Genomic DNA, 18,749 nt, shown 5'->3' with positions numbered 1-18,749 from the left:
CATGAGCGAGAACACCGAGGTGGTCGTCGTCGGCGGCGGATACGCCGGCGTGATGGCGGCCAACCGCCTGACCCGGCGCGCGGACGTGACCGTGCGGCTCGTCAACCCGCGTGCGTCCTTCGTCCACCGGGTCCGGCTGCACCAGCTGGCGGGCGGGACGGGCGACGCCGTCGTCGCGTACCGGGAGGTGCTGGCCGGGAGCGTGGAGCTGGTGGTGGACAGCGCGGTCCGGATCGACGCGCCCCGGCGCCGGGTGGAACTGGCATCGGGCGGCACGCTGACCTACGACTACCTGGTGTACGCCGTCGGCAGCGGCAGTGCCGATCCCGGGGTGTCGGGCGCGGCCGAGCACGCCTATCCGATCGCCGGCCTGGAGGAGGCGCAGCGGCTGCGCCCGGTGCTCGACGCCGAGCCCTCGACGGCCCCGGTGACGGTCGTCGGTGCCGGCCCGACCGGGATCGAGACCGCCGCCGAGCTGGCGGAGCTGGGCCGCCCCGTGACCCTGGTCTGCGGCCGGGTGCTGGGCCCCTACCTCCACCCCCGGGGGCGCCGCGCGGTGGCCGGGCGGCTGGCCGAACTCGGCGTGCGGGTCCTCGACGGGCCCGGCGCGCAGGTGACGGAGGTGGCGGCCGAGGCCGTGCGCCTCGCCGACGGCCGTGAGCTGCCGAGCCGGGTGACCGTGTGGACGGCCGGGTTCGCGGTGCCCGACCTGGCCCGGCGCAGCGGCCTGCGCACCGACGCACTGGGCCGCCTGCTCACGGACGAGACCCTGACATCCGTCGACGACCCGCGCATCCTCGCGGCCGGGGACTCGGCCGCGCCCTCCGGCCTGCCGCTGCGGATGAGCTGCCAGGCCGCGATGCCGCTGGGGGCCCGGGCCGCGGACACGGTGGTGGCCCGGATCGAGGGCGAGCGGCCCGCACCGCTGAACCAGGTGTTCGCGGGGCAGTGCATCAGCCTCGGGCGGCGGACCGGCATCTTCCAGTTCTCTCACCGCTCGGACGTCGCGGTCGGTGTCCACCTCGACGGACGGCCGGGCGGGCGGCTCAAGGAGCTGGTCTGCGACAGCGTCGTCAAGCAGCTGTCCGGCGAGGCGGCCAAGCCCGGCTCCTACAAGCTGCACCGCGTCCCCGGCGGGCCCGCTCGCCGCAAGGCCCTCCGAGGCGGGCAGGGCACGGCGCTGCCCGCCGCCGAACCGGCCGCGTGAGCGGCGTCCGCCGGACCACCGACGGCGGGGGCGCGGCGGCCGGCCGGGCCGCCGCCGACCCGGCCCCGGCCGCCCGCGGGGAGCGGGGCCGCGGGCCGGTCACGCCGTCCCCGCGGACCGCGCCGACCGCGTGCGCCACGGGGCCGGCCCGAACCACCCGGCCCACCCGGCCCACCCGAACCAACCGGACCATCAGGGCCACCCGAACCACCCGAACCGCACCCGGCGGCCCAGCGCCCCGGCCGCCCAGGAGGGGCGAGAGATGAGCGAGCACGCCGCCGACCCGGCCACCGAGAGCTTCGTGGCCCACCGCAACCTGCTGTTCACCGTCGCCTACGAGATGCTCGGCTCGGCGGCCGACGCGGAGGACGTCCTCCAGGAGACGTGGCTGCGCTGGGCCGAGGTCGACCCGGAGCAGGTGGCCGACCCGCGGGCCTACCTGGTGCGGATCACGACCCGGCAGGCCCTCAACAGACTGCGCACCATGAAGCGCCGCAGGGAGTCCTACGTCGGCCAGTGGCTGCCCGAGCCGATGCTGACGGCGCCGGACGTGGCCGAGGACGTGGAACTCGCCGAGAGCCTGTCGATGGCGATGATGCTCGTCCTGGAGCGGCTCGCGCCGACCGAGCGCGCCGTCTTCGTGCTGCGCGAGGTGTTCGACGTCGGCTACGACGAGATCGCCGAGTCGGTGGGCAAGAGCCCGGCGGCGGTCCGGCAGATCGCGCACCGCGCCCGCAAGCACGTGGAGGCCCGCCGTCCTCGCACGGTGGCCTCCCCGCGCGAGGCGCGGGCGGCCGTGGAGTCCTTCCGGCGGGCGCTGGAGACCGGCGACCCTCAGGAGCTGCTGGACGTGCTCGCCCCGGACGTCGTGCTGGTGAGCGACGGCGGCGGGGTCAAGCAGGCCGCCCTGCGGCCGATCGTCGGCGCCGACAAGGTGGCCCGCTTCTACCTCGGCAGCATCCGGAAGACCGGAGCGGCGGTCACCAGCGACCCGGCCGTGGTCAACGGCCGCCCGGCGCTCCTCGTCCGGGTGGACGGCGAGGTCGACGGCGTGCTCGCGGTCAGGGTCGAGGAGGGGCGCATCGCGGGCCTGTTCTACGTGCGCAACCCCGAGAAGCTGACCCGGGTCGGGTCGGAGACCCCGCTCACCCTGCGGTGACGCGGGCGGCGGGCCGCGGCGGAAGCGGCTGCCGCGGCCGCCCCGTGCGCCCGCGGCCACCTGCCGGGGGTGGGGTGGTCGCGGGCGCGTGCCCTCGCGTCGACGGCGCCGCCGTCAGGAGCGCAGGGGCTCCAGCTGGTCCAGGAACCACCGGCGCGGCGGCAGCGCCGTGGCCGCGGCACCGAGGTGCTTGGTCCGCTCGGCGCGCTCCGCCGCGGGCATCATCAGGCCGCGGTGCAGTGCCTCGGCGGTCGCCGTGACGTCGTAGGGGTTGACCGTGATCGCGAACTCGCCCAGCTCCTCGTGGGCGCCGGCCTCCCGGGACAGCACGAGCGCGCAGCCCTCGTCCGAGACGACCGGAACCTCCTTGGCCACCAGGTTCATGCCGTCGCGGATCGGGTTGACCAGCGCCACGTCGGCCATCCGGTAGGCGGCCAGCGAGCGGGCGAAGTCGTCCCTGACGTGCAGCACGACGGGCGTCCAGTCCCCGGTGCCGAACTCCTCGTTGATCGCGGCGGCCAGCCGGGACACCTCGGCCGTGTACGCGCGGTACACGGGAAGGTCCTGGCGGGAGGGGTAGGCGAGCGCGATGTGCACGACCCTCCCGCGCCACTCGGGCCGGGAGGTGAGCAGCTCGCGGTAGGCGAGCAGGCCGCGCACGATGTTCTTCGACAGCTCGGTGCGGTCCACCCGGACGATCGTCCGGCGGCCCGGCCCGACGGCCTCGCGCAGCTCGGCCATCCGCTCCTCCACGTCCGGCCTGCGGGAGCGCTCGCGCAGGAACTCCGCGTCGGCGCCCAGGGCGTGGACGGCGGTGACCGCCGCGTCCGTACCGCCGAGCTGCTGCGCGCAGCACGCGGTGAAGGCGTCCGCCCAGCGGCGGGTCAGGAAGCCCAGGCGGTCCGCGCCGAGCATGCCCCGCAGCAGTTCCCCGGCGATGGCGTCGGGCAGCATCCGGAAGTACTCGGGGGGCGCCCAGGGCGTGTGGGAGAAGTGGCCGATTCTCAGGTCGGGCCGCCGCTCGCGGAGCATCCCCGGCACCAGCGCCAGGTGGTAGTCCTGCACCAGCACCGCCGCACCGTCGGCGGCCTCGGCGGCGAGCGCCTCGGCGAAGGCGCGGTTGTAGCTCCGGTACGCCTCCCACTGCCGCTCGAAGTCCCGGTCGAACACGGGCTCCAGGGGTGTCTGGTAGAGCATGTGGTGGAGGAACCACAGCACCGAGTTGGCGATGCCGTTGTAGGCGGCCGCGTGGACCTCCGGATCGATGTCCAGCATCCGGACACCATCCTCGCCCACGCCCTGGCGCACCGCGTGCCGGTCGCCCTCGCCGAGGGCGGCGCACACCCACAGGGACCGTGCGTCGGACCCGATCGCCGAGAGCCCGGAGACGACTCCGCCGCCCCCGCGCCGTGCTTCGACGCCGCCGTCACCGGTCGGCGTGTAGGAGACCGGGCCGCGGTTGGACGCGACGAGGATCTGTGCAGCGTCGTGGACCATGTGGCGAACGTAGCCCGTACCACCCGGGCTCAAACGTGCGTGCGGCAAGGCCGCGGTTCAGTGGTCGCGTTTCCGGCCACGGACGGCGGCGAGCGCGACGACCCCGGCCGCGGTGAGGCTGAGCGCGACTCCGCCGAGCAGCCAGAGCTGCTCGGCGGCGGTGCCCGTCCGGGCGAGGTGCTGGCCGTGCTGTCCCGTCAGGGCGAGGGAGCGGCCAGTGGCGTACAGGAAGGCGTCCATGGCGTCCATAGGGTGAAAAGGTAGACAAGAACGACAAGCACACCGTGGATTGGCCGCTAGGCGGCATGGCGTGCCGCGTACTCCCCGATCTCCCGCATCGGCGGCCGCTCCTCCGTGTCCACCTGGTACGTCCGGGGCACGAACCCCCGCTCCCCGCGCTCGAACTGGGTGAGCGAGGGGCGCACCAGATGGCCCCGGGCCAGGCGCAGTTGCGCGGTGCGGTAGATCGCCGCGGCCATCCGCCCCAGCGCCTGCCCGTCCTGGTGGCGGTGCTTGCGGGTGCCCACGTCCACCTGCGCCAGCGCGTCCAGGCCGACCGTGGCCAGCGCGTCCACCAGCAGGCCGATCTCCACGCCGTAGCCGACGGGGAAGGGCAGCCGCTCCAGCAGCGAGCGCCGCGCCGCGTACTCGCCGCCCAGCGGCTGGACGAACCCGGCCAGCTGCGGCCAGTGCAGATTGAGCAGGGGGCGGGCCACCAGCTCCGTCACCCGGCCGCCCTGCCCCGGCTCCCCGGCCAGCGGCCGGTCGTGCATGGCCTTGACGAAGTGGACGTCGGGCTCGGTCAGCAGCGGCCCGACGGTCCCGGTGACGAAGTCGGGGGAGAAGTCGCGCAGGTCCGCGTCGACGAAGCACACCACGTCGCCGCCGGTCACCAGCAGGGAGCGCCACAGCACCTCGCCCTTGCCCGGCACCGCCGGCAGCCGCGGCAGCACCGCGTCCCGGTGGACCACCCGCGCCCCGGCGGCGGCGGCCACCTCGGCGGTCGCGTCGGTGGACCCGGAGTCGAGCACGACCAGCTCGTCGACCAGCGGTGCGGAAGGCGTCATCAGCTCCCCGCGGATCACGGAGACGATCTCGCCGACCGTCGCCTCCTCGTTCAGTGCGGGGAGCACGACGCTGACCGTGGTCTCCTGCTTGGCGGCGAGCAGCCGTCCCATCGGGCGGTCCGCCACCGTCCAGGACCGCCGGGCCAGCCAGCGCTCCACCTCATCCAGCACGTGATCTCCATCTCGCGGATCGGACGACCGGCTCAACCGTCCGGGGGTTCGGTTACAGTCTTGAACAACGCGGATGACCGTCGCATGTCGGGGTCGTACCGCGCGGACAATCACATACCGCTCATCCAGAGGGGCAGAGGGAAACGGCCCGTTGAAGCCCCGGCAACCCTCCAGCCGGTCTCGTTGCGTACGACGCGAGGCTCCCGGCTAGGGAAGGTGCCAAATCCGTCTCATGGCGAGATGCGCCATGAGGAAGATGAGGAGAAAGGGCCTCGCCTCCATGGCTGTACAGACTTCTGCCACCGCCGCTCCCTCCGCCGCCGGTACGGGCGCCGTCGATCTCGGCCCCGCCTCCGGGCTCTCCTGTCGCGAGTGCGGTGAGCGCTTCGCCCTGGGCCCGATCTTCGCGTGCGAGGTCTGCTTCGGACCGCTGGAGGTCGCCTACGACCTCCCCACGGGCGACCCCGAGGGGCTGCGCAAGCGGATCGAGAACGGCCCCGAGAACATCTGGCGCTACGCTCCGCTGCTGCCCGTCCCCGCCGACGTCGCCTCCAAGCCCAACCTGAACCCCGGTTGGACCAAGCTGGTGCAGGCCGACAACCTCGCCCGCGAGCTGGGCATCGAGCCGGGGAAGCTGCACGTCAAGGACGACTCCGGCAACCCGACCCACTCCTTCAAGGACCGGGTCGTGGCGCAGGCGCTGGAGGCCGCCCGCGCCTTCGGCTACACCACCCTGTCCTGCTCCTCGACGGGCAACCTCGCGGGCGCCGTCGGCGCGGCCGCGGCCCGCGCCGGCTTCCGCAGCTGCGTGTTCATCCCGAGCGACCTGGAGCAGGGCAAGGTCGTCATGGCCGCCGTCTACGGCGGCGAGCTGGTCGGCATCGAGGGCAACTACGACGACGTCAACCGCTTCTGCTCCGAGCTGATCGGCGACCCGGCGGGCGAGGGCTGGGGCTTCGTCAACGTCAACCTCCGCCCGTACTACGGGGAGGGTTCCAAGACGCTCGCCTACGAGATCTGCGAGCAGCTCGGCTGGCGCATCCCCGACCAGATCGTCATCCCGATCGCCTCCGGCTCCCAGCTCACCAAGATCGACAAGGGGATCCAGGAGCTGATCCGGCTCGGTCTGGTGGAGGACCGCCCCTACAAGATCTTCGGCGCCCAGGCGGAGGGCTGCTCCCCGGTCTCCGCGGCCTTCAAGGCGGGCCAGGACGTGGTGCGCCCGCAGAAGCCCGACACGATCGCCAAGTCCCTCGCGATCGGCAACCCGGCCGACGGCCCCTACGTGCTCGACATCTGCCGCCGCACCGGCGGTGCGGTGGAGGACGTCACCGACGCGGAGATCGTCGACGCCATCAAGCTGCTCGCCCGCACCGAGGGCGTCTTCACGGAGACCGCCGGCGGAGTGACCCTGGGCGTGGCGAAGAAGCTGGTCGAGGCCGGTGCCATCGACCCCTCCCTCACCACGGTCGTCGTCAACACGGGTGACGGCCTGAAGACCCTCGACGCGGTGGAGCCCACGACGGGTATGACCGCTGTCATCCGCCCCAACCTGGACTCTTTCCGAGAGGCTGGCCTCGCATGAGCGTCAACGTCCGCATCCCCACCATCCTGCGCACCTACACCGGCGGCCGGGCCGAGGTCAGCGCCGAGGGCGGCACCCTCGCCGAGGTCATCGCCGACCTGGAGAAGAACCACACCGGTATCGCCGCCCGTGTCCTGGACGACCAGGGCAAGCTGCGCCGCTTCGTGAACGTGTACGTGAACGACGACGACGTCCGCTTCGAGCAGGGTCTGGAGACGGCGACCCCCGACGGTGCCGGCGTCTCGATCATCCCGGCGGTCGCGGGCGGCTGCTGAGCCCCGCGGGAGCCCCGTCCGGAACGGCCCGGTGCGCGCTGGTGCGCCCGGGCCGCGGAGTCGGCCGTTCTGCCCCCTCCCCGAGCTGTCGGGAGGGGGCATTTCCGCATGGTTGAGCGCGGTAGAGTCTGGGAAGCCCCCTGCGCCTTCTCCGCGGAAACGGGCTCCCCACCGCAAGAAAGCGGCCAAAGTCTGTGCGCGAAATGCCTTGATAGTGCTGTTTTGTCGGGCCCGACTTGACCCGGAAAGCCACGAATTCGCATAGATCACTCGATCGGTCCTGCCCGGATTTCTCGTCCGATTGACCTGTTGCAGAGGGCAGTTGGGCAGATACATTCAGCCGCGGTCGACGCGTTCCGGCGCACACCCCACCTGTCGGGGTGAGGTCTGACCCGGGTCCGCGAAGTGCGGTCCTGTGCAAGGGCCAGTAATAGGGGAGTTAGGCATGGCTCAGGGCACCGTCAAGTGGTTCAACGCGGAGAAGGGGTACGGCTTCATCGCGGTCGACGGTGGTGCGGATGTATTCGTCCACTACAGCGCCATCCAGATGGACGGCTACCGCACCCTTGAAGAGGGTCAGCGGGTCGAGTTCGAGATCTCGCAGGGCCAGAAGGGTCCGCAGGCGGACATGGTCAAGCTCGCCGTCTGATCCGACCGATCCAGGCGCGTTCGGCCACCGACGCACTCAGGCCGAGGGGCCCGCATCCCGACACGCTCGGGGCGCGGGCCCCTCGCGCGTGTCGGCCCCGCCCCGCCGCGCGCGACGGCGCACGCCCTCCGTGCCCTCCGGCCGGGCCTTCTCCGAAGGCGCTTGCCCCCGCCCGTCTCCCGGCCGCCACCCCTCACGGAGCCTTCTTCGAAGGCGCTTGCCCCCGCCCGTCTCCCGACCACCACCCCTCACGGAGCCTTCTTCGAAGGCGCTTGCCCCCACCCGTCTCCCGACCACCACCCCTCACGGAGCCTTCTTCGAAGGCGCTTGCACTCGAGGGGGTCGAGTGCTAATCATTGGTTAGCACTCTCCGAGTGAGAGTGACAGAACTTGGATCGGGTCGGTGAGGTCCGCGAGCCGTGTGGGGCAAGGAACCACAGGGCGCGCAGGCCGGCCGTCGCGGGCGCCGGGCGCGATCCGATGTATCCACCCCAGTCCGGGAGGACCACTTCACATGGCCAAGATCATCGCGTTCGACGAGGAGGCTCGGCGCGGTCTCGAGCGCGGGATGAACCAGCTCGCCGACGCCGTCAAGGTCACCCTTGGTCCCAAGGGTCGCAACGTCGTCCTCGAGAAGAAGTGGGGCGCCCCCACGATCACCAACGACGGTGTGTCCATCGCCAAGGAGATCGAGCTCGAGGACCCGTACGAGAAGATCGGCGCCGAGCTGGTCAAGGAAGTCGCCAAGAAGACGGACGACGTCGCCGGCGACGGTACGACCACCGCGACCGTGCTGGCCCAGGCCCTGGTCCGCGAGGGCCTGCGCAACGTGGCCGCCGGTGCCAACCCGATGGCCCTGAAGCGCGGCATCGAGAAGGCCGTCGAGGCCGTCTCCGGTGCGCTGCTGGAGCAGGCGAAGGACGTCGAGACCAAGGAGCAGATCGCCTCCACGGCCTCCATCTCCGCCGCCGACACCCAGATCGGCGAGCTGATCGCCGAGGCCATGGACAAGGTCGGCAAGGAAGGCGTCATCACCGTCGAGGAGTCCCAGACCTTCGGTCTGGAGCTGGAGCTCACCGAGGGTATGCGCTTCGACAAGGGCTACATCTCGGCGTACTTCGCCACCGACATGGAGCGTATGGAGGCGTCCCTGGACGACCCGTACATCCTGATCGTCAACTCGAAGATCTCCGCGGTGAAGGACCTGCTCCCGCTGCTGGAGAAGGTCATGCAGTCGGGCAAGCCGCTGCTGATCATCGCCGAGGACGTCGAGGGCGAGGCCCTGTCGACCCTGGTCGTCAACAAGATCCGCGGCACCTTCAAGTCCGTCGCCGTCAAGGCCCCGGGCTTCGGCGACCGCCGCAAGGCCATGCTGAACGACATCGCCATCCTCACCGGCGGCACGGTCATCTCCGAGGAGGTCGGCCTCAAGCTGGAGAACGCCGGTCTGGACCTGCTGGGCCGCGCCCGCAAGGTCGTCATCACCAAGGACGAGACCACCATCGTCGACGGTGCCGGTGACAGCGAGCAGGTCGCGGGCCGCGTGAACCAGATCCGCGCCGAGATCGAGAACAGCGACTCGGACTACGACCGCGAGAAGCTCCAGGAGCGCCTGGCGAAGCTGGCCGGCGGCGTGGCCGTCATCAAGGCCGGTGCCGCCACCGAGGTCGAGCTCAAGGAGCGCAAGCACCGCATCGAGGACGCCGTGCGCAACGCCAAGGCGGCCGTCGAGGAGGGCATCGTCGCCGGTGGTGGCGTGGCCCTGCTCCAGGCCTCCGCGGTCTTCGAGAAGCTGGAGCTCGACGGCGACGAGGCCACCGGTGCCAACGCCGTCAAGCTGGCCCTGGAGGCCCCGCTCAAGCAGATCGCCGTCAACGGCGGCCTTGAGGGCGGCGTCGTCGTGGAGAAGGTGCGCAACCTGACCGTCGGCCACGGCCTGAACGCCGCGACCGGCGAGTACGTCGACATGATCGCCGAGGGCATCATCGACCCGGCGAAGGTGACGCGCTCCGCGCTGCAGAACGCCGCGTCGATCGCCGCGCTGTTCCTCACCACCGAGGCCGTCATCGCCGACAAGCCGGAGAAGGCCGCCGCGCCCGCCGGTGGCGGCATGCCGGGCGGTGACATGGACTTCTGATCCGGCTTCCGGATCGGACCCGTCCGCACGGACCGAGGGCGGCACCCCCAGGGGGTGCCGCCCTCGGGCGTTTCCCGGGAGGGCGGGGGCGGCGGTGGACCGGCCCGGCTCCCCGCGGACGAAAGCCGGCCGGCCGGCTCCCCGGCCCTCCCGTTCTCCGGGCGGCCGACGGACCGAGGCAGGCGCCGGGCGCGGCGAGGCCGAGTCGATGGCCTTCACCTCGCGAGGCAGTGGCTGACCGACGTCCATCACCTCAGGCTGCCCGTCCGCACCCCACCCACGAGGAGCCGACCCCGGTACTCGTCCCGTGAGGGCGCCCTGCACGGTCTCCCCGGTGGAGTCGTCCTCCGCAGGCGGGGCGGCAGCCCTGGCCGCCAGGCCCCGGTGCGGTCATGACGGCCCTTCCGCCCGGGGTGGGGAGGACGACGTGCCTTCTCCGGAGCGGGCTGCCGCGGCGCGGGCCTCGGCGGCCAGGACCCGGACCCGGTCGGGCGGCAGTGCCGCGGGCGGTCCGGCCGCCAGGCCCCGGCAGCGGCGGCACGCCCCGCGGACCAGCTCCCCGCCCCGGGCCGGGGCCCCGCAGCCGCCGCACTCCAGCACCCGGACCGGCCGCGGCCTCGGCGGCGGCGCGGGAGGCAGCTTGTCGACCAGGCGCCGCCGGGCCAGCGCGGCCGGGTGGTGCACCGGCCGGGGCAGGCCCTCGGTGAGCGCGCACAGCACCTGACGGTCGGTCGCCTCGCGGGCGAACCACTCCTCCACCAGCGGTGCCAGCACCGTGCAGTCGGCGTGCGACAGGGACATCGCGGGGTTCTCCCGGCCGAGCGCGGCGAGCACCACATAGGCCCGCGGCAGGGTGGTCCGGCGGCGCTCCTCGACCGCGTCGCCGCGCCGGAAGGCGGCCCACCAGGCGTCGTCGCGGGCGGTGCGCGACCACCAGGTGCGCGTCACCCACACGGGGCTTCCCGAGGGGTTCGTCACGCACTCCCGTCCGCGCCTCAAGTGGCCTGCCGCGATCAGGTTGTTGAGGGCGCGGGCGACGGCGCACTGGCCGTAGGGGGTGAGCCTGGCCAGCGTCTTCACGGAGATGTCGCTGCCCTCGGGGAGCCGGTCGACGAAGGAGGCGAGGGCCGCCTCGCGCGGCGGCAGACCGGTGAAGTCGGCCCCGGTGCGCGGATGCCCGCCCGGGGTCGTACGTTTGCCGTAGCCAGGGTTGGCGGGCGGATGGGGGGCGCTACTAAGCTCGGTGTCAGCCATGGGATCGAGGTCTTTCGATCGTGCGGTCAGGCCCCCGCGGGTGTTGGTAGCACCCGACGGGGGTCGTTCGTTTTCCAGCACGCTAGAGCGAGATGACGCTGCGTGGCAAATCGCTCGCGCTCTGTGCCCGGTCCATGTCAACGGGCAGGGTGGGAGGGCGGGTTGAGGCCCGGCCACCCCTTCCGTCAGAAAGGCGCTCGACGCTCGGATCCCGAGTCTCGCGTGTGCCCGCGGCGCCGCCCGGCGGTCCCGGTCAGGGGCGGCCGAGCCCCCCGAGGAAGGCCGACCAGGCGTCTGCGCCGAACACGAGCTTCGGGCCGTCGGGGGCCTTGGAGTCCCGGACGGGGACGATGCCGGGGTGGCCCTCCGCCACCTCCAGGCAGTTCCCTCCCTCGCCGCCGCTGTGGCTGGACTTGCGCCAGGCGAGGGCGACTTCCACGCAGTCGCCTCCGCTGCCGCCGCTGTAGGAGGAGGTGGACCAGACGGCGGGCCTCAGATCGTGCTCAGGGCTGCTGCTCTTCATGCGCGTAATCCTCCGCCACCGCCTCGATCCGCGCCAAGGAGGAATCCGGCGCGAGCGCGGCCGCCCGCAGCAGGTCGAAGGTGAGCTGATGGCGGGCGACCGTGGCCGGATCGTCCTCCAGACGCCCCGAGCCCACGCCCTGGAGATAGGCGAGCGGGGGTGCGTCGGGGAAGGTCATCAGCTTGATCGAGCCTTCGAGCGAGGCGTGGGCGCCCGCGGAGAAGGGCAGCAGCTGGAGGATGATCCGGCGCCTGCGCGCCAGGCCCGTCATATGGCGCAGTGCCCCGGCCATCACCGCCGCGCCGCAGACCCGGCGATGCAGCACCGCCTCGTCCACAACGGCCCAGAACAGGGGCCGTGTTGGATCGGCCAGCAGCGCGGCGCGGTCCAGCCGGGCCGCCACCAGCTCGTCGACGGCCGTCTCCTCCGCCGTCGGCCGGTAGGCGCGGAAGACCGCCCGGGCGTAGGGCTCGGTCTGGAGCAGCCCCGGGATCAGCAGGGGCGCGTACTCCTTGAGGGATTCCGCCAGGGCCTCCGCCTCCGCCGCCTCGGCGAAGTGGTCCGGATAGCGCGAGCGGTGGCAGGCCGCGCAGTTGCGGGCGAAGAAGGAGCCGGTGCCCAGCACCTCGTCCAGCCGGGCGGCGTGCTCGGGGAGGATGCGCCGGGTGCCCGCCTCCATCTGCCCGATATAGGAGCCGCTGACGAACAGCGCCTCGCCCAGCTCGTCCTGGGTGAGTCCGGCTCTCGTCCTGGCGTGGCGCAGTTCCGCGCCGAGCAGTGCCCGCGGGGAGGCCGACGGGTCGAGGTCCTTGGGTCCGGGCATGGGGCGGCTCCTGGGGCAGCAGCAGGTGTTGTTGGGTCTGCGCCGCTTCCCAGGCTAGCGAGTGATCGACACTCTGGGTGAGGGAAGTCTGACAACCAGTGGTGGAGGAGAGCGGGTCATGGCACAGGTCGTGCGTTCGGGGGAGCGGTTGCGGGCCGCGGAGGAGGTGATCGCCCGGCTCAGGGGCGAGTTGGCGGCGGCCTCGGTGACCCTGCCGTCGCTGCGGGTCGACGTGGTCTCGCTCGCGAGCGAGACCCCCTGTCCGCTGGTCGACCTGGGGCGCTGCACGCTGGAGACCGCATCCCGCCTCGCGGACGCGCTCGGGGCGGTGGAGCGGTGACCCTCCCGGCCGCCGGGCCCGAGCCCGGCAGCTACGCCGTGGACCTGCGCAGCGGGCGGGTGGGGCGGGTGATGGCCTACCTCGGGCCGGACGCCTATCTGCGCCCGCTCGGCGGGGGCCGGGAGTGGGAGTGCCCTCCGGGGGAGCTCAAGGCGGCCTCGTTCTCGGAGCTGCTGCGCGCCCGGGTGCGGGAGCGCAACGCGCAGGGCCGGTTGCCGTAGCGGGGTGCTTCGGCTGGCCGGGTGCCTTCCGCGGCCCGAGGGGCGCGGCCCGGCGTCACCCGGACGGGCGGTGTCCCCGCCCGGCCCCCGCCGTTGGACCTCGGGGTGGCCGCCGGGTCCGGCGGCCACCGGCCGACCGCGCCGGGGTACGCCGTGCCGGTCGGTCCACAACGAACAGAGGAGTAGAGGACCATGCTTTCTCCGAGGGCCCGGCGGGCGGCCGGAATCGCGCTGAGTGTGCTGGTGGCATGCGGCCTGGGGCAGGGGACGGCGGTCGCCGCCGACCCGGGCACCTACGCGGGCCGTGCGCCGATCGTGATCAAGAAGGGGGAGACCGAGGGCGTCGCCACCGTGTTCTGCAAGGAGGGCTGGCACGCGACCGGAGGCGGGTTCGTCTCGAACTACCGGCACGTCAGCCCGGTCCTCTCGGGCCCGGCCTTCACCGACGGCGAGGTGCGCGGCTGGCGCGCGGTCCTGACCGTGGGGCAGTCGGGCCCCGCGCAGACGGACCTGAACGCCGGGTTCGTCAACGTGATCTGCGCCAAGGACGCCTGAGCACCCCTCCGGCACCCACCGGCCCCGGCCCGGCCTCCGTCCGGGCCGGGGCCGGTTCGTCCGTCCAGGCGTGCGGGGCGCGGTGGTGGTTCGCGTGCCCGGCCGCCAGGACCGGCGCGGTGCCGGCGGGTGCTCGGTGTCCGGGGGAGGCCGAGCGCCGTGAGGGTTCCGGCGCCGCCGCCGGGTCCAGCCCGCCGTAGACGGCGTGGTAGCCGTCCGGCAGGCCGCGGAAGACCGCCGGGCGCAGCGCGGCGACCGCTGCGGCGGCCCGGTACGCGGGCAGTTCGACCGGCCACGGCACCGGGCCGGACGCCTCCGGCACCCGGTGGGCGCGGCGGGGCGGCGGCGCCGGGGGCGTCCTCGCGCAGCCGGGCGGTGTCGTGTCGCGGCCGAAGGCCTCCTCGAAGGCGGCCGCCGAGGTCCCCCGGTCCTCGAACCCGTCGACCCACAGTGAGCAGGGCACCGCCTCACCGGCCGACGGCGCCTCCGGGCGCCCGCGGTAGCCGTCCCACACCGCCTCGGCGGGCAGGCCGTCGTCCGGGTCCGCGAGGGTGAAGCGGATCTCGCAGGTCACCCGTTAGGCATCGAGCAGGTCCACGAGGCCGAAGGCCAGACGCGGGCTTCCGGCGGCTCGGACTCCTCGCCGAACACGTCCCCGGCACGGGCTACGGCGACCTCGGCGGCGGTGAGGCGCCGCCCGGGGCACGCGGCGTCGGCCCACGTCCCGTCGTCGCGCTCGGTGACGCCCTCCCCGGCGGGCCGGCGCCGGGCGTCCTCCTTCGCCTGCCCGTCCACGGGGGGAGCCCACGGGCTGTCCCGCCGTTCCCGGCGGGGGCGTGCGCCGTCGCACGGGCGCGCGGTCGCCCCGGGGCGCGCCCTCGCCCGCGCGGCAAGGCCGACCGCGGTGGCGGCACCGCGCGGCCGCCCGGCGTGGGCGAGCCGGTCCGGCCCGTCTCCGGCCGTGCGCCACGGGCTCCGGGGGGCCCGCGGCGAGCTCCCGCCGCGCCGATGCCACCGAGCCGCGCGCCGGGGCGCCGCCCCCGATGTCACCGAGCCCGGGGGCGGACGGGAAGCCGATCCCGGGCATGGGCGGGCCCCGTGACTTTGCCCACTCCGAGGGGGCGCCTGAATAGGGACAGTTCACCTGGATGCAAAGCAATCTCCCCCCTTTGTTATCACTATGTGACTGTCGTACAGTCGGCCTCGGTTCCGGCTGAGGTAGCTTCGATCGTCGGTCTCCGGAGTGATTATCGGCTTTGCCGGTCGCCGGTCCCGGCTGGGTCGAGCGCCTGCCGCGGAACGAGTCCCCGGACCGAACGGGGGGGCGGACGCGAGCGCATGCGCGTGCCTCTGAGCACTCCAGCGCCGTCTGCGCACCCCGGCGACACCCACGAACAAGGAGAACCACACGGTGCCCGTCCTCCGTACCGCGCGCCCGTCCGGGTCCGCCGACGAAGCCCCGCCGGACACGGAAACGGGGGAGGGCGGCTCCCCCGGCAAGCAGGCGGCGCGAACGGACAAGGCGGGCCTGCGGCTGGACATCCAGGGGCTGCGCGCCGTCGCCGTCACCCTGGTGGCGCTCTCCCACGCGGGGGTCACCCAGGTCGCCGGCGGCTACGTCGGCGTGGACGTGTTCTTCGTCATCTCCGGCTTCCTCATCACCTCGCTGATGCTCCGCGAGCACGCCCGCACGGGGCGGATCGCGCTGGGCCGGTTCTACGCCCGCCGCGCGCTGCGCCTGCTGCCCGCCTCCACGCTCGTCGTCCTCGCGACCCTCGCGGGCTCCTGGCTGTTCCTGGGCCCGCTGCGCTTCGCGGACTACGTCAAGGACGCCATCGCGTCCGCCTGGTACGTGGTGAACTTCCGGCTGGCCGACGCGGGCACCGACTACTTCAACACGGACGTACCGCCCTCGCCGTTCCAGCACTTCTGGTCGCTGGCCGTCGAAGAGCAGTTCTACCTGGTCTGGCCCGTCCTGCTGATCGTCGCGCTGAAGCTGTTCCGGCGCCGCGCCCTGCTGGGCGTCCCGCTGCTGGTGCTGGCCGCGGCCTCCTTCGCCGTGAACCTCCACCTCACCGAGACCTCTCCGTCCTGGGCGTACTTCGCCTCCCAGGGGCGGATCTGGGAGCTGGCCGTCGGCGCCCTGCTCGCCCTGGTGGCGCACCGCCTGCCCGAGATCCCCCGGCCGGTCGCCGCGGTGGTCAGCTGGGCGGGCCTGGCCGCCATCGCCTACGCGGCCGTGGCCTTCGACGAGAGCACCCGCTTCCCCGGCTACTACGCCGTCGTCCCCGTGTTCGGCGCCGCCGCCGTCCTCGCCTGCGGCGAGGCGGGCGGGCGCTACGGCGCGGGGGCGCTGCTCTCGCTGCGCCCGGCGGTCTGGGTCGGCGGCATCTCCTACGCCTGGTACCTGTGGCACTGGCCGCTGATCCTGATCGTCCCGGCCGCCGCCGGGTTCGGCGAGCACGAGGGCCCGCTGCGGCTGATCGCCGCACTGTGCGGCATCCCGCTGGCCTGGCTCACCCTGCACCTGGTCGAGAACCCGATGCGCTTCCACCGCGCGTTCAAGGCCCACGCGGGCCGGGGCCTCGCCTTCGGCCTGGGCCTGTCGGCCGTCGCCGCGCTGACCGCGGTCGTCGCCGCCCAGTTCCCGCCCGGCCTGGCCTCGGGCTCCGCCCGGCAGAACACCAAGGAGGCGCTCGCCGGCGTCTCCGACCCGCAGGCGGCACTGAACCGGATGCTGGAGGAGCGCATCGAGACGCTGCCCTCCAACCTCGCGCCCAGCATGAAGGACGTGGCGTACAAGCGGACCAAGGTGTACACCGACGACTGCGCCCTGACCATGACCGACACGGTCCAGACGCAGCCGTGCCTCTACGGCGACACCGACGCCGAGCGCACCGTGGTCCTGTTCGGCGACTCGCACGTCGCCCAGTGGTTCCCGGCGCTCGACGCGATCGCCCGCAAGCACAACTGGCAGCTGTACTCCCTCACCAAGAACGCGTGCAAGATCTCCCAGATCACCATCGAGTACAACGGCGGCCCGTACTCGACCTGCGACGCGTGGCGCGAGGTCACGCTCAAGCGGATCCTGGAGATGAAGCCCGAGCTCGTCATCACCTCCAACTCCAACTCCGCGAAGCTGTGGGGCGAGGGCGACACGGCGACGGCCTGGGGCAAGGGCCAGGCCGAGACCTACCGGATGTTCAAGGAGAACGACATCCCGGTGGTGACGCTGCTGGACAACCCCTGGCCCAAGAACAACGCGGTGGACTGCGCCGTGGCCAACCCGGACGATCTCGGCTCCTGCGCCCGCGACCGCTCCGAGGCCGACCCCAAGCCGGACGTCACCCAGGCGATCCGCGAGGCGGCCGAGGCGGAGGACGTCACCGTCATCGACCCCTACCCCTGGGTCTGCGCCCCCTCCGGCAACTGCCCGATCGTGGTCGGCAACACCATGGTGTACCGGGACTACGGCCACCTGGCCGACGCCTATGTCGAGGCGCTCACCCCGGTCGTCGAGCGGGAGCTGATCCGGCTGGCCGGCAAGGACCTGGACAAGCTCCGGTAGCGAGCGCACATCGCAGAGGACCGGCCCGGTGCCGCGTCAGCAGAGGTCCGCCCGCCGCGGACCCCGCCCGACGCGGCACCGGGCCGTTTCGCTTCCCGGGCCGGGGTGGTTCCCGGGCCCCACCGCGCACGCAGCCCTTTTCCGACGCTCGGTCACGGGCGGCGGCTCTCTCAAGTGGCCCTCTTGACACGGTATTTGGTCTAGTCCAATGATGCGGTTCATGCCGAGACCTCGTACGGGCGGCCGCGTCCGCCCCCTGCTCGCCGCCGTGCTCACGACCCTGGCCCCGCTGGTGTTCCTCACGGGCCCCGCCCAGGCCGCCCCGGCCGCGGCCGGGGCGTGGACACCCGCGCCCGCGCCCGTCATCAGCCATGTGGAGACCGACGACCCGGTCGTCTTCATCACCATCGACGACGGCTGGGCGACCGAGGAGGCCGCCGGAGCCCGGCAGCTGCTCCTCGATCGCCGCATCCCCGCCTCGCTGTTCCTGCTGCCCGACGCCTACGAGCGGGACCGCGACTACTACCGCACGCTCCTCGCGCACGGCCCCTCCCGGATCGAGAACCACACCACCACCCACCCCGACCTCACCACCCTCACCGAGGCCGAGCAGCGCGCCGAGATCTGCGGGGCGCGCGACCGCCAGCTCGCGGCCTTCGGCGACGGCCCCCGGCTGCTGCGCCCCGCGGGCGGGGCCACCTACAACTGGCCCTACCACAACGCCGACACGCGCACGGCGGCCCCGGCCTGCGGCGCCGAGGCCATCGTGATGTGGACCTACGACCTCACCACCTGGGGCTCCTGGACCCCGCCCACCCCGGAGCTGAAGGCGGGCGACATCGTGCTGCTGCACATGGGCCCCACGCTGGAGGCCGACCTCACCCGCGCACTGGAGGCCGCCGACGCGGCGGGGCTGAGTCCGGCCCCGCTGCGCGACTACCTCCTCGGCTGAGCGCGGCGGGGCGCCCTCCCCCGGGGGGCGCCCCGCACCGCCGCCGGGCGGTCGCTGCCCCGGTCAGCGCACCACGTCGAAGACGTTCTTCTGGATGCCGTTGGCGTAGGCCTCGTGCTCGACCAGCTTCAGCTTCTGCACGTCCTTGTCGGTGGTGCTGAACAGGCGCTTCCCGGCGCCGAGCAGAAGCGGGAACACCAGCAGGTGGTAGCGGTCGATCAGCCCGGCGTCCGACAGGCCCCGGTTGAGGGTGGCGCTCCCGTGCACGATGATCGGGCCGCCCTCGGTCTCCTTCAGCCTCGCGACCTCGTCCAGCGAGCGCAGGATCGTGGTCTCGCCCCAGTCCGGCACCAGGTCGTCCTCGGTCAGCGTGGTGGAGACGACGTACTTCGGCATCACCTTGTAGCCCGCGAACTCCTCCATGCCCGGCCACACCGGGCTGAAGGCCTCGTAGCTGGTCCGCCCCAGCAGCAGGGCCGCGGCCTCCTCCTGCTCGCGGCCCTTGATCTCGTAGGCCTCGGGCAGGAACTCGACGTCCTTGAACGTCCAGCCCGAGTTGCGGTAGCCGGGCTCTCCGCCCGGGGCCTCCACCACGCCGTCGAGGGAGACGAAGGCGGTGCTGATCAGGGTGCGCATAGCGGATTCCTCGGTGTCTCGTGGGTGGTTCCCGGCCGGTTCGGTGGGCGCGGGCACCGGGGGTTCCCGCCGCGCGCCGGCCACCATGTTCCCCGACCGCCGTGTCCTACGACCGCGCGGAGCGGGGAAA

At 73.2% G+C, this 18,749-nt stretch carries 20 protein-coding genes and 1 riboswitch; of the genes, 11 read left to right on the top strand and 9 right to left on the bottom strand.

What is annotated here, in order from left to right; translation table 11 throughout:
- Position 1: 1 nt before the first annotated feature.
- Positions 2 to 1,207, top strand: coding sequence for an NAD(P)/FAD-dependent oxidoreductase (locus NPS70_RS12180; protein WP_256524188.1), 1,206 nt, complete (start codon positions 2 to 4; stop codon positions 1,205 to 1,207).
- A 262-nt stretch (positions 1,208 to 1,469) separates the two neighbouring features.
- Positions 1,470 to 2,366, top strand: coding sequence for an RNA polymerase sigma-70 factor (locus NPS70_RS12175; RefSeq protein ID WP_256524187.1), 897 nt, complete (start codon positions 1,470 to 1,472; stop codon positions 2,364 to 2,366).
- Positions 2,367 to 2,480: 114 nt separating this feature from the next.
- Here the strand turns inward: NPS70_RS12175 and NPS70_RS12170 are convergent, their stop codons facing one another.
- The 3 genes from NPS70_RS12170 to NPS70_RS12160 are packed head-to-tail and all read right to left on the bottom strand — an operon-like array spanning position 2,481 to position 5,101.
- Positions 2,481 to 3,863 carry a trehalose-6-phosphate synthase gene (locus NPS70_RS12170; protein ID WP_256524186.1) on the bottom strand — a complete coding sequence of 461 codons (1,383 nt, stop codon included), beginning with the start codon at positions 3,861 to 3,863 and terminating at the stop codon, positions 2,481 to 2,483.
- 57 nt (positions 3,864 to 3,920) lie between these two features.
- Positions 3,921 to 4,112, bottom strand: coding sequence for a hypothetical protein (locus tag NPS70_RS12165; protein ID WP_256524185.1), 192 nt, complete (start codon positions 4,110 to 4,112; stop codon positions 3,921 to 3,923).
- A gap of 47 nt (positions 4,113 to 4,159) precedes the next feature.
- Positions 4,160 to 5,101 (bottom strand): glucosyl-3-phosphoglycerate synthase, encoded by a 942-nt coding sequence (locus tag NPS70_RS12160; RefSeq protein WP_256524184.1) that lies wholly within the window; start codon positions 5,099 to 5,101, stop codon positions 4,160 to 4,162.
- 118 nt (positions 5,102 to 5,219) lie between these two features.
- Positions 5,220 to 5,364: riboswitch (SAM riboswitch) on the top strand.
- A 17-nt stretch (positions 5,365 to 5,381) separates the two neighbouring features.
- Between NPS70_RS12160 and thrC the strand changes: the two genes are divergently transcribed.
- The 4 genes from thrC (at position 5,382) to groL (ending at position 9,747) form a co-directional block, all read left to right on the top strand.
- Positions 5,382 to 6,686, top strand: coding sequence for a threonine synthase (gene thrC / locus NPS70_RS12155; protein WP_256524183.1), 1,305 nt, complete (start codon positions 5,382 to 5,384; stop codon positions 6,684 to 6,686).
- The gene (locus NPS70_RS12150) at positions 6,683 to 6,961 is read left to right on the top strand and encodes a MoaD/ThiS family protein (RefSeq protein WP_256524182.1); all 279 of its coding nucleotides are present in this window, start codon (positions 6,683 to 6,685) and stop codon (positions 6,959 to 6,961) included. The genes thrC and NPS70_RS12150 overlap by 4 nt, the downstream gene beginning before the upstream one ends.
- Before the next feature lie 445 nt (positions 6,962 to 7,406).
- On the top strand, positions 7,407 to 7,610 hold the full coding sequence (locus tag NPS70_RS12145; protein ID WP_005315736.1) for a cold-shock protein: 204 nt from the start codon (positions 7,407 to 7,409) through the stop codon (positions 7,608 to 7,610).
- A gap of 514 nt (positions 7,611 to 8,124) precedes the next feature.
- Positions 8,125 to 9,747: a chaperonin GroEL gene (gene groL, locus NPS70_RS12140; protein WP_256524181.1), complete on the top strand. Its 1,623-nt coding sequence runs from the start codon at positions 8,125 to 8,127 to the stop codon at positions 9,745 to 9,747.
- 390 nt (positions 9,748 to 10,137) lie between these two features.
- On the opposite strand, the gene NPS70_RS12135 is transcribed toward groL, so the two are convergent.
- The 3 genes from NPS70_RS12135 to NPS70_RS12125 form a co-directional block, all read right to left on the bottom strand.
- The gene (locus NPS70_RS12135) at positions 10,138 to 11,001 is read right to left on the bottom strand and encodes a hypothetical protein (protein ID WP_256524180.1); all 864 of its coding nucleotides are present in this window, start codon (positions 10,999 to 11,001) and stop codon (positions 10,138 to 10,140) included.
- 253 nt (positions 11,002 to 11,254) lie between these two features.
- A complete protein-coding gene (locus NPS70_RS12130) occupies positions 11,255 to 11,524 on the bottom strand; it encodes a DUF397 domain-containing protein (RefSeq protein ID WP_256524179.1) in 270 nt (89 codons plus the stop codon).
- Entirely contained in the window at positions 11,505 to 12,347 is an 843-nt protein-coding gene (locus NPS70_RS12125) for a helix-turn-helix transcriptional regulator (protein WP_256524178.1), read from the bottom strand. The genes NPS70_RS12130 and NPS70_RS12125 overlap by 20 nt, the downstream gene beginning before the upstream one ends.
- 118 nt (positions 12,348 to 12,465) lie before the next feature.
- On the opposite strand from NPS70_RS12125, the gene NPS70_RS12120 reads away from it, so the two are divergent.
- From NPS70_RS12120 to NPS70_RS12110, 3 genes are all read left to right on the top strand, one after another.
- A complete protein-coding gene (locus NPS70_RS12120) occupies positions 12,466 to 12,687 on the top strand; it encodes a hypothetical protein (RefSeq protein WP_256524177.1) in 222 nt (73 codons plus the stop codon).
- Complete coding sequence (locus NPS70_RS12115; protein ID WP_256524176.1) at positions 12,684 to 12,908, top strand: hypothetical protein; 225 nt, start codon at positions 12,684 to 12,686, stop codon at positions 12,906 to 12,908. Before NPS70_RS12120 ends, NPS70_RS12115 begins: the two co-directional genes overlap by 4 nt.
- Positions 12,909 to 13,100: 192 nt before the next feature.
- Complete coding sequence (locus NPS70_RS12110) at positions 13,101 to 13,463, top strand: hypothetical protein (protein ID WP_256524175.1); 363 nt, start codon at positions 13,101 to 13,103, stop codon at positions 13,461 to 13,463.
- On the opposite strand, the gene NPS70_RS12105 is transcribed toward NPS70_RS12110, so the two are convergent.
- Positions 13,435 to 14,037, bottom strand: coding sequence for a hypothetical protein (locus NPS70_RS12105; protein WP_256524174.1), 603 nt, complete (start codon positions 14,035 to 14,037; stop codon positions 13,435 to 13,437). The genes NPS70_RS12110 and NPS70_RS12105 overlap by 29 nt on opposite strands.
- Positions 14,034 to 14,258, bottom strand: a complete 225-nt coding sequence (locus tag NPS70_RS12100) for a hypothetical protein (RefSeq protein WP_256524173.1) — start codon at positions 14,256 to 14,258, stop codon at positions 14,034 to 14,036. Before NPS70_RS12100 ends, NPS70_RS12105 begins: the two co-directional genes overlap by 4 nt.
- A gap of 616 nt (positions 14,259 to 14,874) precedes the next feature.
- Between NPS70_RS12100 and NPS70_RS12095 the strand changes: the two genes are divergently transcribed.
- Both NPS70_RS12095 and NPS70_RS12090 read left to right on the top strand, forming a co-directional pair.
- Positions 14,875 to 17,031, top strand: a complete 2,157-nt coding sequence (locus NPS70_RS12095; RefSeq protein ID WP_256524172.1) for an acyltransferase family protein — start codon at positions 14,875 to 14,877, stop codon at positions 17,029 to 17,031.
- Between the two features lie 220 nt (positions 17,032 to 17,251).
- The gene (locus NPS70_RS12090) at positions 17,252 to 17,983 is read left to right on the top strand and encodes a polysaccharide deacetylase family protein (protein ID WP_305885771.1); all 732 of its coding nucleotides are present in this window, start codon (positions 17,252 to 17,254) and stop codon (positions 17,981 to 17,983) included.
- 63 nt (positions 17,984 to 18,046) lie between these two features.
- Here the strand turns inward: NPS70_RS12090 and NPS70_RS12085 are convergent, their stop codons facing one another.
- On the bottom strand, positions 18,047 to 18,619 hold the full coding sequence (locus NPS70_RS12085; RefSeq protein WP_256524171.1) for a dihydrofolate reductase family protein: 573 nt from the start codon (positions 18,617 to 18,619) through the stop codon (positions 18,047 to 18,049).
- Positions 18,620 to 18,749: the final 130 nt, after the last annotated feature.

It is taken from the genome of Streptomyces sp. C10-9-1 (assembly GCF_024497955.1).
Taxonomy (GTDB): Bacteria; Actinomycetota; Actinomycetes; order Streptomycetales; family Streptomycetaceae; genus Streptomyces; species Streptomyces sanyensis.
This window is presented reverse-complemented; position numbering and strand designations above follow the sequence as displayed.

Excerpts from the sequence above, each read along its gene's own strand:
- NPS70_RS12180 (WP_256524188.1), top strand. The coding sequence starts at position 2 with ATGAGCGAGAACACCGAGGTGGTCGTCGTCGGCGGCGGATACGCCGGC.
- NPS70_RS12175 (WP_256524187.1), top strand. The coding sequence starts at position 1,470 with ATGAGCGAGCACGCCGCCGACCCGGCCACCGAGAGCTTCGTGGCCCAC.
- NPS70_RS12170 (WP_256524186.1), bottom strand. The coding sequence starts at position 3,863 with ATGGTCCACGACGCTGCACAGATCCTCGTCGCGTCCAACCGCGGCCCG.
- NPS70_RS12165 (WP_256524185.1), bottom strand. The coding sequence starts at position 4,112 with ATGGACGCCATGGACGCCTTCCTGTACGCCACTGGCCGCTCCCTCGCC.
- thrC (WP_256524183.1), top strand. The coding sequence starts at position 5,382 with ATGGCTGTACAGACTTCTGCCACCGCCGCTCCCTCCGCCGCCGGTACG.
- NPS70_RS12150 (WP_256524182.1), top strand. The coding sequence starts at position 6,683 with ATGAGCGTCAACGTCCGCATCCCCACCATCCTGCGCACCTACACCGGC.
- NPS70_RS12145 (WP_005315736.1), top strand. The coding sequence starts at position 7,407 with ATGGCTCAGGGCACCGTCAAGTGGTTCAACGCGGAGAAGGGGTACGGC.
- groL (WP_256524181.1), top strand. The coding sequence starts at position 8,125 with ATGGCCAAGATCATCGCGTTCGACGAGGAGGCTCGGCGCGGTCTCGAG.
- NPS70_RS12135 (WP_256524180.1), bottom strand. The coding sequence starts at position 11,001 with ATGGCTGACACCGAGCTTAGTAGCGCCCCCCATCCGCCCGCCAACCCT.
- NPS70_RS12130 (WP_256524179.1), bottom strand. The coding sequence starts at position 11,524 with ATGAAGAGCAGCAGCCCTGAGCACGATCTGAGGCCCGCCGTCTGGTCC.
- NPS70_RS12125 (WP_256524178.1), bottom strand. The coding sequence starts at position 12,347 with ATGCCCGGACCCAAGGACCTCGACCCGTCGGCCTCCCCGCGGGCACTG.
- NPS70_RS12120 (WP_256524177.1), top strand. The coding sequence starts at position 12,466 with ATGGCACAGGTCGTGCGTTCGGGGGAGCGGTTGCGGGCCGCGGAGGAG.
- NPS70_RS12110 (WP_256524175.1), top strand. The coding sequence starts at position 13,101 with ATGCTTTCTCCGAGGGCCCGGCGGGCGGCCGGAATCGCGCTGAGTGTG.
- NPS70_RS12090 (WP_305885771.1), top strand. The coding sequence starts at position 17,252 with ATGCCGAGACCTCGTACGGGCGGCCGCGTCCGCCCCCTGCTCGCCGCC.
- NPS70_RS12085 (WP_256524171.1), bottom strand. The coding sequence starts at position 18,619 with ATGCGCACCCTGATCAGCACCGCCTTCGTCTCCCTCGACGGCGTGGTG.